Here is a 13,930-nt window from a genome sequence, read left to right as displayed (position 1 = left end):
ATAAAAAAGGAGAATTATTTCTCCTTTTTAACTAGTAAAATGTTATAAAACCGTTGGTAAATAATGTAAGAACCTGTTTAGGATCTTTTTTAACTTATTTTTGATTAAATTAATATCATAAATGTTATTTTATAGTTGAAAAATAAATTTTTAATCGATAAGTTGTCAAATGATAAAATCTTTTTAACAAAAAAATGACAAAGAAAATAAAATGTTAATTAACTGTCAGGTTAGAAATAATTATTCCCTTTTTTAGTTTAATTATGTTTAAAAAATTCCAAACAGGTTCTAAGAAAAAACTATTTTCCAATTCTCATCCTCAATCACGCTGATTCTGAGGTGTTAAAATTCATCTAGCAAAACTTTCAGCAAAAAATTCATCATCAAGATTTATATTATATTTACCATTAAATAAGGCACTACGACCATAATTACTATTAACTGTTATTAAACCAAATAATAATTTTTGCTTAATATTAGTTAATTTTGCTTGTTGACCTAAATAATCAATTAAATATCAAGTACGATCATAAATTTGTTTGTTATCATTGTTAACAGTTAGTTTATGATTAAACTGATGTCATATTAGTATTAACATCACTATAACTGCTATCTGGTCACTTTCAATTAGCATTAAATGAATTTCTTTCATCAGCACTTAAACCAATAAAATTACTTAAAGCATGACCATATTCGTGAGTTGTAACACTAATTATTTGATCTGAAGAACAAAACCCACTTGAAATTGTTGATCAATTAAATTAATATTTGCAAATTCAGGACCATAACCCATACGTTGATTATCAGCTTCTGAATTAAAAGCAGTTCATGCTACTGTGCTATCACTTACAGCAACTGGTGCTACTTTTTGAATTAGTTTAATAACAGTGTTTTTATGAAAAAATTTAGCAAAAATATTATAAAAACGTAATTGTTGTTGCTCTGCTAATTGTAATTGTTCATTATTTAAACCAGCTTTTTATACATTTCAACTCAATTAACATCAATGGTTTTACCACCAATTTTAGTATGAGTTAAATCATATTGTAAACTATCATAATTACTTCAAATTACATCACTTTTATTATTATCATACAAGTTATTAAATTCATCAATACTTTCTTTAATTGCCATTTGATGGATTTTATAGGGCGGTTGTCAAATTTACGAAATAATTAATTATCATAGTAGTAACTTATTTCCAAAATTACCATTTAAAAATGATGATAGACAAATTAAATTTTCTTTTACCCTTAAATTTAAATTTATATTCGACGTATTTTAAAAAATATAGATTTTATAAGATAAAATAAAAATTATTATCAAAGGAAAAAGACAAGAAATAATCTTGTCTTTTTTTGTAATTGTAAAATTTTAAAATTTTTATTATTAACACTCTTTAAATATCTACTACACGCAGTGACCAAGTAGGAGAAAGTTAATAATTAATAACCCTCTTTAACGCTATTATCAACACGTGTTAGGGAACTAAAAAAGTGAACTACAACACAGTTGTTAAAAATAGTAGTTAGAGCATGTGGACTTGCATGAATAAATAAAAAGTGGAGTGATACCTAATAAAATATACTAACCAGTAATGGTAATTCTTGGGGTGGGAGCGAATTGGAAACTAGTATATATAGACCTGTTGTAGGGACCTATTGTATTAATTCTATTCTTTATTTAACCAACCTTGCCACTCCCCAGTGAGCAAGTGTTGGTTTTATTTTTTATTTTTTTTGAAAAAATTTTTGGGCGAGAAAATAAATTTCAAACTTGTAAAAAAAATTGAGCGGTGCCGGTTCAATTAAAATATTAATTTGCTAAACACAAATTAAATAAATATTGAATCGAATGCCTCAATGTTTTTTAAAATTTCACAATTTATTTTTGAGCCCAGAATTTCTGGAATGAATAAAACTAATAGTATTAATAATATAAAAATCAAAATATATATTCTTTATGCTAGAAGCAACAGAATATATTAGAAAGAATTATTATGAAAAAGTATTTTTGTTGAACATGTAAACAACATAAATTTGATTATTTATTCTTTAATACTAATGATATAAAAACAAGAAAATATTTTTTAATAGATAAAAATAGTAAAGCGATTTGTTATGACTGTATTTTAAATATTAGGTTAAGTAGGAGGTATAAATATGGATAAAGAATATTTAACTAAAAGAGTAACGATTTGCATACCAGACAGTGATGATATTGAATTTAAAATAGGACTAATTAAACTGATTGATGATTTAAAAAAAGATAATTTAGTTTGTGGTCATAAAGAATTTATTGAAGAATGTAAATATTGTTGATGTAATTGTGATTTAGAAATTATTAAAACAGTTATTAGAGGTTAACTTAATTAATGCAATATGAATTAATTATTGGAATTGACCCTGCTGGTATTGGTAATAATGGAATTGTTATATATTCAAATGAAACTAATAATATTGTTTTTAATGAAACATTCAATACATTAACTGTTTTATGAACTAAAAATATTTATAAAGAAAAATTTCAATTAATTAAAGAAAAATTTATTGATAAAAAAATATTAGTTATTGTAGAAAATTTCTTTTTAAATTCAAAACAATTATTAACTAATCCATTAGCAACTCCTAAAATTATTGGTTCATTAATGGTATTAGTACAAGATGTTATGAATTGAGATTATCTAGAAAACCAACCAAAAAATAAAAATAAAATAACAAATTATAAAGGAAATATAAAATTAACAAAACATGAACAAGATGCATATAAGCATATTCAATATTATTTAAAAAATCATAAAAAAATATTAATTTTTGACAATTATTTAAGGAAATTATAAAAATGAAAGATAAAACAAATTATGTCAAATTAACAGTAAAACTTAGTAACACTATTGAAGCAAAATATTACGAAAAAGGTAATAAAGAATTATATTATAGTGTTCGTGGTCAATGAAATGGATTAAACTATGTTACTTTAATTTTTAATAAACCAAAACTTTATAACCGATGTATTTTATTAAACAAAAATGATGAAATTTTAGTAACTGGTGAAATCTTTAATAATTGAAATATGAATATAAATCGTGCATTTTGTTCAATTAATGTTAAATGATTTAAAAAATGAAAAGAGTAAAAATGAATAAATGTAAATATTGTAATAAAATTTCATTAACTAATTATTGATGTATGAATTGTTTAGAAATATTAGTTATTAATATAAATAAAATTAAGGAGAAGAAATAATAAAATGTGTAAAGATTGTAAAGAAAATTATAATTGAGCAAATTGTCAAAATTGTTTTAAAGATCCACTACCATGTTGTTTTAGTGAAGAAGATATGATTAAAGTTGAAAATATAAGAAGAAAAATGGCTCAAAAATATATTAATGAATATAAAGAAAAATTAATTAATTTTCTTAAAGAACAAATACAAGATGAATTAGATAAAGGTAATGATGGAATACCATATATTGATGCTTTTGAGTTAATTAAAGATTTAGAAAATGAAGACATTTGATAATGAAAAAAGAAAATAGAGTTAATAAAAGTGTATTACGTAAATATATAACAGATTTAATGTTTAAGTATAAAGATAAAGCAGATTCAATATTAGTTTTACATGAAATATTTTTATGATTAAATGAAAGTTGAGTTGATAATAATGAATAAAGAAAATATACCATGTTGTTTTAGTGAAGTTAATGAAGTTGGTAAACATATAACTAATTGTACTAATTTACCAACAAAATTAGATAAAGATAATGTACAAGTAAGATATTTTTGTGAAGAACATATGATTAAAGTTGAAAATATAAGAAGAAAAATTGCTCAAAAATATATTAATGAATATAAAGAAAAATTAATTAAATATTTAAATAAATATTATAAAAATATGGAAACTGATTATGGTTATCATTTTATGGAATTTAAAAATGAACAAGATAAATATACACATTACGGGATATTATTAGCAATTAATACTATAAAAGAAAAAATAGAAAATGGAGAATTTGACTAATGATAATATTACCTACTTTGTTTGAAAATAAAGATGAAATTGAAATATTATCACCATTTCCCAAAGCAATTCATACAAGTAATGATATTAGAGCAATTATTTTAAGACAATATCCAAATGTTAAATCAAAACACATAATTGTTTCTGACCCCGAAAGTAATGTTGCATTAATAGTTGGTGATAATGATGTTTATCAAGGTTGAATTAAAGTAACAGTTAAAAAATTAGAAATTAAAGGAGAATAAAATGCCAAACGAAAATACACAATCAAATTATACTTTAACCAAATTAATTAGAACCGGTATAAGTCCTATTTGTGCAATGATTGGTACAAGTGCTTATTATGGTCAAGTAATTGCAAATCCAGTATTAGGTTCAATTAATAGTTTATTATTTGGTAAAAAATTAGGTTTAGATATTTGAAATTTAAATCAAAGACCAAATACTAAAACAAAATTAATTAATAGTTCTAAAAAAATATTACTAGGTTTAGGAACAATCGGTTTAGCAAATTATAGTAAATGAACAGAAAATAATATTAATCCTATTATTCCAACAACACCAACTCCAATAACTACTACAACTACAACTGAGGGTCCACCATGATTATTGTTAGATAAACAAGATAATCAGTCATTAATGGATTGAGATACATATATTAGTTTAAATGCTTATGGTATTTCAAATCTTATTAGTGGATTAACTGAGTTAATACCTAATAAATTTGAAACAATAAGAAAAATTTGTAATATGGCAACTGGTGGATGTTTAATATCAAGTGGTGTTGCTATGGGTATAAATAATGATTTTAATAATGCTTATGCAGTACCTACCATTATTGCTGGGGCATCTGAAATTATTCATAATTTATTACCTATGGAAACAAATCATCATGTTGAAGAAATGCAAGAAACAACATTTAATAATGAAACTACAAGATTAATTAATGATAATAGATTTTCAATTAATAGTGAAACAACCAGTCAATACGGTAGTGATAATATGAGCGAAGTACCATTAAATACTGATAATGCTTCATTAAATTGAGATTACAATCACATGAGTTTATAAAGGGGGTGAAAAGCAATGAATAAAGAAAAAATAATTGAATATTATAATCAAGAAATACAATCATATAAAGAAAGAATGGAACAATTAAATAAAGAAATATCTGTATTAGTAAAAATTATAAGTAATTCACAATCAATGATTGAAAGAATTAATGGTGGTCAATTTGATGAATAATTAAAAAATAAATAATTGAAAGGAAAATATTGAGATGAAAGAATTTTTACATGAATTAATAATTATTGGAACAAGTGTTGGAACATTAATTTGCAGAGAAATTATTGTTTTATTAAAAAGATTTATTACAACTCCAAAACATGTTAGAGCAAATAACAAAATTATAAAACACCAAAAAAAATTAGCAAAATTAAATGAAAAAATTAATAAAGGAGAAAAATAATATGACAAAAATTGAATTTAATGAAAAATATAGAAAAAATAATATCAAAATTGATAGAGATTTTGATTTAGATATATTAGAAAATGCTGTTAATGATTATAAAAAACTAATAAGTGAAATGCCACAATTAGTTAAAGATTGATTATTGGGATAAGATTAGGAGAATGTTAAATGTTAGAAAATGAAAATAATGTTCAACAAACAACTGAACCTTTAACTGAAAATAATGCTTCTTCACAAGAAATAGAAAATAAAGTTAATGAAGCAGAAAATAAGTTAAATAAACTTAATCAAGAAATTAAAGAAAAAGAAATTATTAATATATTTAAAAAATATCAAGTTAAAACTGAATTTTATGATTATTTAAAATTTAAAACAAGTAATATAGAAAATTCAAAAATTGAAGAAACTATTAAAAAAATGATTAAAGAACAACCAGTATTTAAAGAAACAATTAATACAGGTGGCAAACCACAAACAATAATAACAAATCAACCAAATTCAATAAAAAGTACATTATTGGATTATAAAAATAAAAATAAATTATAAGGAAGGAAAATAAAAAATGGCAGTACCATTCAAACAAAATTTAGATAATACCGAAAAATTAGTAGAAGCACCAGAATTTATAGAATTTTTTAAACAATCAAATAGTCCGTGGGCAAGTTTTTTTCCTATCGAAATGGTTAATTCAACAAGAATTGAATTTATAGTTAAAAAACCAAAAGACCCAAAAGTTAAAGTTCTTCAATGAAATGATAAAAGTAAAAGAATAGATGTTGGATATGCTGATACAGATAAAATTATTAAAGAAATTACAGAAGAAGCCGTTGCTGGCGAAACAATTGCAGCAAAAGATTTATTAGCAGAAAATGGTCAAAATTTATTACAAAGTATGCAATATGAAGTTGCTAATGATTTAGCAGATTATTTAGCTAATAACAATACTAATGTAATTGCAAAATATGCAATTAAATTTATGATTGAAAAATCAACAGAACCAAAAGCACAAGCAATTAAATATGTAGAAGCAATGTTGGGGGCATGAAATACATTATTTCAATATAGAAATATTGCAAATTGTAGATTCTTTATTACTAATTCTCTTTATGATAGTATAGTTTATTTGGCAGATAATAAAGGTTTAATTACTGATAATGAAATTGCACAACAATTAAGATTAAATGGTAATGATTTATATATTAAAGGTGTTTTATGTCAAATTGTAATGGATGACTATATGACTTTTAAAAATGATAAAAATGATGATGAAATTATGTCATTTGTTTTAGCAACACCAAGAGCAATGAAAAGATATATGTTGCAAGATACAATTATTTATGTTCAAGAAGTGGCAGATGGTAAAGTTGGAAGAATGTATTTAGTTGGTGGAGAAGTTACAGGTCAAGCCATACCTTATATTTCTAATAATGAAACAACATCACGTTGAATGGCATGTGGAATTATTAATACTGATAAAACTGATTTAAAAACTAAAATTACAAATTTAACAACTGATATTACTGCAAATGTTAATAACAATAATAGTGAATTAAATACACAAATAAAAAGTACTAATGAACTTAAATCATTAAATCCAAATTTAACAAATCCAACTATTAAATATTTTAGTGACGCACAAGGAAAAACTAATGTAAGTAATCAAAAACAAAAAGCAGGTGACTTATATATAACTATTACTGCAAATGTTAATGACTTAAATTATAAAGGAACAACAAATCCAATTAAAATAACTCTTAAATAAAGGAAATTAATACCATGCCAATCGGTACAACTAGTACAGCAATACTTTTAAACATAAATAAACCAAAACATACTAGAACAAGTAACCAACAAGAAAATAAAAGTTTTTGATGAGAAATTTTAGAAATGATTGGTGTACAAGTTATAGCAGTAGCACTTGCTCCTTTTACTGGTGGATTAAGTGAAAGCGTAGCACTTGGATTAGGTGCAAGTGATTTAATTGCTAGTATTAGTGCTGTTGGTGTAGAGTTTTTAACTGATTTTACTATTAATCAAGTTTATGATTATTTAAAAGGAAATGTAACAAAATTAAATACTTTCTTTAATATACTTCCTGCATTTGCTGGACTTAATAAAATTAGTCGTGGTTATCGTACTACTAAATTTATTAAATTAGCAGAAAAAACTAAAACATTAGAACAAGTTGGAATTAAAGAAGCAAAAAACTTACAAGAAATTATAAGTCAAGTAAGTGGAAAAGAAATTTTAACAGATAAAATTATTGGTAATAAACGTTATTTAATGAATTATAGTTTTACTCCTAATCGTGAAACAGTATTACGAGATTTAGGTTATGTTGCTGAAAGACAATATAAAAATAATTTTCAAAAATTAGAAGCACAAGAGTTAAAAGATTACTTATTATTACAAAATACATTAACAAAATTAAGTCCTCAATTAACTCCAAAGTTTAAAATTAAAGATATTGAAAAAGCAAATAATTTTTTAAAAAAATATAATACTGATTTAAAAAAAGTACTATCTATGAATCAACATGATTGATTAAATTTAGTTCATACAATACATACAGAAAATAGATATGGAAAAACTTTAATTTTAGATTTACAAAAAATTCGTGCTAATGCTATTAAATTTAATTTTAAAAAAAGTTCAATTCATAAGATTGTTTTAAATGCAAATAAAATTTTTAAATATTTGGATATTAGATTTTATTTAAAAAAAGGTTTAAATAAATTTTGAAAAAATACATCATATTTTGAAAAATTACGAGAAAGTATATATAAATTACAAGAAAAATTTGAAAAGTTAGAAAAGCAAGCATTTGAGAAAATTAAAAAATTAAAAGAAAAAGCAACTGATTTATTTACTAGTGCAGAAAAAAGAGCAATTAAACATGCACAATTAATTCCATTAAATTCACCAGTATTTATGGGTTGTAAAATTCAACCTTTATCATTAGATAAATGTGCAATTACTATTTATTATCGTAATCCTAAATATAAACCAATTACAGTTGTTGATAGTATTCTTAAAGCAGAAACTTTTGTTGCTCAAATACATCCATTCCATTGATATCGTTGATATAGTGGTTGATACATTGGTTATGGAGTTAATCAAAATAAATGATTAAAAGCAATAGCATTTGCTCCGCCGGTTGTTCAACAAATAATTAGAGATAGTTTTAAAGTATATAGAGAAATATTTAGAATCGTAAGAACTTATCATAAAGTAGCAAATGTTATTAATAATCCTATTGAAAATATTAATAAATCATTTAAAAGTGTTGGTTTAAAATTTTCAGTAAATACTGTATTTGGTACTGGATTATTACATCATTTAGAAAAATTTGCATATAGTCAAGTTGTAAAAAAAGGTAAAAAGAAATTACAAAAAGAAATTATACATATATCACATAGAAAAACTAAAACAAAAACTAAACATTATAAAAAAGCATTTTTTAAGGAATGATAAAATATGATTAATAAACTTTGAACTGGTGTCAGTCTAGAAAATTATAATAACTGATATCCATTAACTGGAAAAATTACAGAAACACCACAGCAATATATACAAACATGACCAAATGTTAATGATTGATTTAAAACTTTTGCTATTCGTGCTCAAAATGATATTAATGCTTATCTTGGTTTTATTTTATCTAAATTTCCTTTTGATAGTTTTAAAGATGAATTAATTAAAGAAACATTAAGAGATATGGTTTTTGTAACCGCTGAACATTGAGTATTTAATCGTACACCAATTGAATTTAATGTTGATGCTACTATTCAGTTTAATAATGGTAGTCAATTTAGTGCAAATAGTATTCCTACAATTAATGTTTGAGATTTAGCACCAAGTAGAATGAAAATATTGGCAAGACTAACAGAATTAAAACAAATATTATCAAATTATAATGATGATGAAATAGATGTTGAAAAAATTGATTTAAAATCATTTTATACTAGAAATCAAGTTGATGAATTAATTGAACAGCAAAAAGAATTTACATTATCAAAACAAATTAAATTATATGATGATTTAGTTGATGATAATGAAAATGAAATATATAGAGGTCCTGTTAGTAAATTTGTTAATAAAGGTTATGTTGCAACTGATTATGATAAAGAAACTGAAACAATGATTTTAGATTGACCTGATGAAATTGGTACATTACCACCCGAAGCATTAGAACCTGTTTGGAATCTTTTAAACATAATTAAACTAAAAAAGGGAATAATTATTTCTAACCTGACAGTTAATTAACATTTTATTTTCTTTGTCATTTTTTTGTTAAAAAGATTTTATCATTTGACAACTTATCGATTAAAAATTTATTTTTCAACTATAAAATAACATTTATGATATTAATTTAATCAAAAATAAGTTAAAAAAGATCCTAAACAGGTTCTTACAAAATAATCCACAAATTGGTGATTATACGCATGCACCAACTTGTGATTTTTCTGCTAAACAACAAAAACGAATTACTACTAATGAAAATGAAATTACCAAATTAAATACTGAATTAATTAAAGCAAATGAAAATATTAATGATGTTAAAAATAATTGATTTAATATTGAAACTAGTCCTTTATGAAAAAAAGTTGAAAATAATAATATAGAAATATTTAAATGATATTTTATTAAAATCAGTTATCAATATTCAACAGAAAATAACTTTATGAAATTTTATAAAGTAATTAAAATTTATTTAAATAATGTTTTTAATAAATTTGAATTGCTAAATGTTGATTCCATGACGTATAGTGAACAAATCCAAAATAAAACAATTTTAAATACCGGAACGATTTACTATAACAATAAAAAGAAAGAATTTAGTGGTGGCGGTAATTCTTATCCTGAACGTGGAAAAATTAATTTAATTGGTGATATAGAAGAAATATATCAATATCAAGGAATAGATACACCAACTGAATTTATAGCAGAAGAAAATACTGAACGTGATTATTATACAAAACTAGAAACTAATAATTTATTAGATAAAAAACAAGATAAATTAATTGCTGGTGACAATATTAAAATTGATGAAAATAATAAAATTAGTGCTGCTGGTGGTAGTTCAGTTGATGAAAATAGAATATTTGATGATGAAGAACAAAAAAAAGTAAGTTTACATTTTACAAATGATATTGCTATTGCTGGAAAACAAACATTTACATATATAAAAAGTCCATATTTAACAGATAAAAATGATATTCCAAATAAAAAATATATTGATGATGAAATTATAAATTTTTCTAGTAATTTAAAAGATTATTTATATGCTTTATATTTAAAATATATTCCTAGATGAGAAGAAGTTGGAAAAATAAATACCCATGAAAAAGAAATTAAATATGATTTAATAAAAAATAAATTATATAAGATAAATTATGGTTGAGGTAATGAAAAAGCAAGTAATCCAGTTATTACTAAAACTTTTATTTGACGTGGTGCTGGTAATGTTTTAGATAGTAATAATGATACACAATTAATTGTAAGGGGTGATGGTGTTTTAATAAGTGATAATAATGGTTTTTTAATTAAATTATATGAAGACCAAAGAAATGAAGAAAAAACATATTTATTATCAAGTAAAACATTAGAAATAAAATCACCAAAAATAATAAATATAGAAAAACCTATAAAAATTAATTCATATAGTTTAGAAACTAATGAAATTAGAGAAAATGAATGAGATATTGAATTAAAAAATGCACCAAGTCCAAATATTCCTCAATGAAAAGAAGTAGGAGAAGTTATAACAGATAAAAATAATAATAATCAAAATTATATAAAATATATATTTAAAGATAAAACACATTATAGAATATATATAAGTTATGGTGATTATACAACTAAAGAAAATAATAAAAATTGGTCGTTTAAAAAATGCGTATAAAGTATATTTTCTATGAGAGAAAAATATCTTTAATTGTTATAACAATTATAACACATTAATTAAAAAAAATAAAGTATTTTGTACCACATTTTTATTAATATAATTTAAAAATTCCTAACTATTTAGGTTTAGATTTATTTAATTTTATAAAATTAACAAATAATAATATTTTGATTATTTATATGAGCAATTCTTGTATTTAACATATTTACAAATGTTTTATAATTATATGATTTTGCACCATAACCTTTTAAAGATTTAACTAAATGTGAAACAGTACTTTCAGCATGACAACCAATATTTCAATCTTTACCTTGATTAATAATTCCTTGTTCATTATTAGCAAAGTAATTAAATGTTTTTTTATCAACATTAGGTTTTAAAATATCAAGTAATTCATTATAATTACCATTTTTAAAATTAAATGATGTATCAAAATAATTAGGTCAATTTGTATCTGCTTTTTTCTTACCTTTTACATTAATAAATGCTTTTCATAAATAACTAATACCATGAAAACAATCTAATACATATTTTCCACCAAATCATTTTGCCATTGCTCTAATTCATAATGCACCATCTCCACCAATAATTAAATTATTATTTTGTCAAAATATATCAGTAAAATGATTAATTTTAATATTATAATGATTAATACTAGTTGTATATATAAAATCATATACTTTATCTTGAGTTATATTATCACTTGGTTTAAAAATCATATATGCTCATGTTTTATTTTGTAATTGATTCCTATTTTTATAAATATTAATTTTATGAGTATAAAGACTGAAAATTCTAATACAATATTTTTCAATTATTCCTTTTTCATTTGCTAAATATTCAAAACAATCATCCATATCAATATGTAAATAATCTTTAACTTCATATTTATTTATTGGTAATTGAATTTCAATTTTTGTATTTTTTATTATATTACTATAAGTTTGTTTAGAAATATTACAATAAGGTAACATATCTTTAATATCACATTGTCTTTTACCTTTATGTATTTGTTTAATTATAAATAATGTTAAATTATTAGTACAATTTTTATATTTTTTAATTCCTATTGCTTGTTTAACTGGAATTATATTTTCATTTGTTTCTAAATTTTTATATATCCGTAATGGAAGATAAGATTTTCCAAAAGGATTAATTAATAATTTCATTCTTCTTTGTATTAATTTAAATTTAGTTTTATCATATTTATTTTTATATCAATAATAATCATAATCTAATAAATCTTTATTATAATCTTCTAATTTTTGATTTGCATGTTCAATATCAAAAGTATCATAATCATATTTATCATTTTTTCAAGGCATAAAATTATTCCTTTCTAAATACATGACTTTGAGTATAACAATAATTAACTGGTGAGTGTTGTAGTATACTTTAGTTAAAATGTTATAATTAATATATAAATTATTGAATATAGGTGATATAATATGCCAGCAAAAAGAAAAGAATTAGGAAATTATAAAGAAAAAATACAAGAATATTTAAGAGAAAATAAAGATAATTTAAAAAAATGTACTAAACAAGAATTAAATTATATTTTAAATGTGGATAATAAATATATATTTGATTGCCGAAGAAGGTCGACAAAATGACAAAAAGATTTTATTAAAGAATATGATAAAGCATGTCTTAAAATAGGAATTGCACGATTAAAAAATGTAACTAAAGTTGCACAATATGAATGATTATATTTAAGAACAAATCATAGAGAAATGTTTGATGATTTAATAGATAATCAAGATATAGAAACAAATAATAGTAATATAATTATTAATATTTGTGAACCAAGAAAAATAGAAAATAATGATTAAAAACCTATAATAAATATAGGTTTTTTTCTTTATTTTAAAGGGAAAAAATGATATAATATATTAAAGCGATTATGTTATTTATTAACATAAGTTACAAGGGATTATCAAAAAAGCGATTATTAACAAGGGAGTATTTTTATGTCTAATTTTGAAGTTAAAGAAAAAAAAGAAACTTATACTTTTGAAGAATTACAAGAAACTTTAAAACAACAAAGAAATGTTGTATATGCACAAGCAAAAGATGAATTTCTTAAAAAAGAATTAGAACCAAAAATAAATGAATATCAAACAAAATTAAAAGAATATGAAAATAAAATTAATAGTTTTGAAGAGCAACAATTATTTTCAAATATTAAAGATACTAAAAAAGTAAATTTAATTAAAAATTTAATGAGTACTGATAATTATAAATCTTTATCTAAACAAGAAGCATTTAATAAAATAAATGAAGATTATAAAGATTTTTTAATTGATAAAACAGAAGTTATTAAACAAGAAAATAAACAACAAGATAATTCAATTAATCCTACTGATTTAATTTTAAAATTACATAATAATTCATTAGACCATTTTAAAATTGCTCAAGATTTAAAAAATAAAGCAACGACACAAGGAATGACTAATAAAAAAGAATTAGAAGATTTAGTTGAAATTACTAGAAATGAAGCTTTTCAATCTATTAGTAAATAGAAAGAAGTT

21 protein-coding genes are annotated in these 13,930 nt (G+C 22.1%); 18 read left to right on the top strand and 3 right to left on the bottom strand.

Annotation, left to right across the window (positions count from 1 at the left end; genetic code table 4):
- Nucleotides 1-214: 214 nt before the first annotated feature.
- Together ACXUB0_RS07895 and ACXUB0_RS07890 are read right to left on the bottom strand one after the other, a co-directional pair.
- The gene (locus ACXUB0_RS07895) at nucleotides 215-598 is read right to left on the bottom strand and encodes a hypothetical protein (RefSeq protein ID WP_458258322.1); all 384 of its coding nucleotides are present in this window, start codon (nucleotides 596-598) and stop codon (nucleotides 215-217) included.
- Between the two features lie 368 nt (nucleotides 599-966).
- Entirely contained in the window at nucleotides 967-1,134 is a 168-nt protein-coding gene (locus tag ACXUB0_RS07890; protein ID WP_458258321.1) for a hypothetical protein, read from the bottom strand.
- Between the two features lie 1,028 nt (nucleotides 1,135-2,162).
- On the opposite strand from ACXUB0_RS07890, the gene ACXUB0_RS07885 reads away from it, so the two are divergent.
- From ACXUB0_RS07885 to ACXUB0_RS07810, 16 genes are all read left to right on the top strand, one after another.
- A complete protein-coding gene (locus ACXUB0_RS07885; RefSeq protein WP_458257742.1) occupies nucleotides 2,163-2,366 on the top strand; it encodes a hypothetical protein in 204 nt (67 codons plus the stop codon).
- Between the two features lie 8 nt (nucleotides 2,367-2,374).
- Nucleotides 2,375-2,839 carry a hypothetical protein gene (locus tag ACXUB0_RS07880; RefSeq protein WP_458257743.1) on the top strand — a complete coding sequence of 155 codons (465 nt, stop codon included), beginning with the start codon at nucleotides 2,375-2,377 and terminating at the stop codon, nucleotides 2,837-2,839.
- A 2-nt stretch (nucleotides 2,840-2,841) separates the two neighbouring features.
- On the top strand, nucleotides 2,842-3,135 hold the full coding sequence (locus ACXUB0_RS07875; RefSeq protein WP_458257744.1) for a hypothetical protein: 294 nt from the start codon (nucleotides 2,842-2,844) through the stop codon (nucleotides 3,133-3,135).
- 114 nt (nucleotides 3,136-3,249) lie between these two features.
- Nucleotides 3,250-3,522: a hypothetical protein gene (locus tag ACXUB0_RS07870; protein WP_458257745.1), complete on the top strand. Its 273-nt coding sequence runs from the start codon at nucleotides 3,250-3,252 to the stop codon at nucleotides 3,520-3,522.
- On the top strand, nucleotides 3,522-3,671 hold the full coding sequence (locus ACXUB0_RS07865; protein WP_338987125.1) for a hypothetical protein: 150 nt from the start codon (nucleotides 3,522-3,524) through the stop codon (nucleotides 3,669-3,671). The genes ACXUB0_RS07870 and ACXUB0_RS07865 overlap by 1 nt, the downstream gene beginning before the upstream one ends.
- The gene (locus ACXUB0_RS07860) at nucleotides 3,664-4,020 is read left to right on the top strand and encodes a hypothetical protein (RefSeq protein WP_458257746.1); all 357 of its coding nucleotides are present in this window, start codon (nucleotides 3,664-3,666) and stop codon (nucleotides 4,018-4,020) included. The genes ACXUB0_RS07865 and ACXUB0_RS07860 overlap by 8 nt, the downstream gene beginning before the upstream one ends.
- Nucleotides 4,020-4,265: a hypothetical protein gene (locus ACXUB0_RS07855; RefSeq protein WP_286640816.1), complete on the top strand. Its 246-nt coding sequence runs from the start codon at nucleotides 4,020-4,022 to the stop codon at nucleotides 4,263-4,265. The genes ACXUB0_RS07860 and ACXUB0_RS07855 overlap by 1 nt, the downstream gene beginning before the upstream one ends.
- A gap of 1 nt (nucleotide 4,266) precedes the next feature.
- Nucleotides 4,267-5,091, top strand: coding sequence for a hypothetical protein (locus ACXUB0_RS07850; RefSeq protein WP_458258320.1), 825 nt, complete (start codon nucleotides 4,267-4,269; stop codon nucleotides 5,089-5,091).
- 15 nt (nucleotides 5,092-5,106) lie between these two features.
- Nucleotides 5,107-5,265, top strand: a complete 159-nt coding sequence (locus tag ACXUB0_RS07845) for a hypothetical protein (RefSeq protein WP_458257360.1) — start codon at nucleotides 5,107-5,109, stop codon at nucleotides 5,263-5,265.
- 34 nt (nucleotides 5,266-5,299) lie between these two features.
- The gene (locus ACXUB0_RS07840) at nucleotides 5,300-5,488 is read left to right on the top strand and encodes a hypothetical protein (protein ID WP_174481134.1); all 189 of its coding nucleotides are present in this window, start codon (nucleotides 5,300-5,302) and stop codon (nucleotides 5,486-5,488) included.
- 1 nt (nucleotide 5,489) lies between these two features.
- A complete protein-coding gene (locus ACXUB0_RS07835) occupies nucleotides 5,490-5,642 on the top strand; it encodes a hypothetical protein (RefSeq protein ID WP_458258319.1) in 153 nt (50 codons plus the stop codon).
- 17 nt (nucleotides 5,643-5,659) lie between these two features.
- Nucleotides 5,660-6,037, top strand: a complete 378-nt coding sequence (locus ACXUB0_RS07830) for a hypothetical protein (protein ID WP_458257496.1) — start codon at nucleotides 5,660-5,662, stop codon at nucleotides 6,035-6,037.
- Nucleotides 6,038-6,053: 16 nt separating this feature from the next.
- Nucleotides 6,054-7,253 carry a hypothetical protein gene (locus tag ACXUB0_RS07825; RefSeq protein ID WP_458257497.1) on the top strand — a complete coding sequence of 400 codons (1,200 nt, stop codon included), beginning with the start codon at nucleotides 6,054-6,056 and terminating at the stop codon, nucleotides 7,251-7,253.
- A 14-nt stretch (nucleotides 7,254-7,267) separates the two neighbouring features.
- Nucleotides 7,268-8,965, top strand: coding sequence for a hypothetical protein (locus ACXUB0_RS07820; protein WP_458257527.1), 1,698 nt, complete (start codon nucleotides 7,268-7,270; stop codon nucleotides 8,963-8,965).
- 3 nt (nucleotides 8,966-8,968) lie between these two features.
- The gene (locus ACXUB0_RS07815) at nucleotides 8,969-9,757 is read left to right on the top strand and encodes a hypothetical protein (protein ID WP_458258318.1); all 789 of its coding nucleotides are present in this window, start codon (nucleotides 8,969-8,971) and stop codon (nucleotides 9,755-9,757) included.
- Nucleotides 9,758-10,175: 418 nt separating this feature from the next.
- Nucleotides 10,176-11,396, top strand: coding sequence for a hypothetical protein (locus ACXUB0_RS07810; protein WP_458258317.1), 1,221 nt, complete (start codon nucleotides 10,176-10,178; stop codon nucleotides 11,394-11,396).
- Nucleotides 11,397-11,548: 152 nt separating this feature from the next.
- Here ACXUB0_RS07810 and ACXUB0_RS07805 read toward each other — a convergent pair whose 3' ends face one another.
- A complete protein-coding gene (locus ACXUB0_RS07805; RefSeq protein WP_458258316.1) occupies nucleotides 11,549-12,724 on the bottom strand; it encodes an Mbov_0401 family ICE element transposase-like protein in 1,176 nt (391 codons plus the stop codon).
- Nucleotides 12,725-12,847: 123 nt separating this feature from the next.
- Between ACXUB0_RS07805 and ACXUB0_RS07800 the strand changes: the two genes are divergently transcribed.
- Both ACXUB0_RS07800 and ACXUB0_RS07795 read left to right on the top strand, forming a co-directional pair.
- Nucleotides 12,848-13,231 carry a hypothetical protein gene (locus ACXUB0_RS07800; RefSeq protein ID WP_458258126.1) on the top strand — a complete coding sequence of 128 codons (384 nt, stop codon included), beginning with the start codon at nucleotides 12,848-12,850 and terminating at the stop codon, nucleotides 13,229-13,231.
- Nucleotides 13,232-13,369: 138 nt separating this feature from the next.
- The gene (locus ACXUB0_RS07795) at nucleotides 13,370-13,921 is read left to right on the top strand and encodes a hypothetical protein (protein ID WP_458258315.1); all 552 of its coding nucleotides are present in this window, start codon (nucleotides 13,370-13,372) and stop codon (nucleotides 13,919-13,921) included.
- Nucleotides 13,922-13,930 lie beyond the last annotated feature (9 nt).

Source organism: Spiroplasma endosymbiont of Dactylopius coccus (genome assembly GCF_977110965.1).
This window is presented reverse-complemented; position numbering and strand designations above follow the sequence as displayed.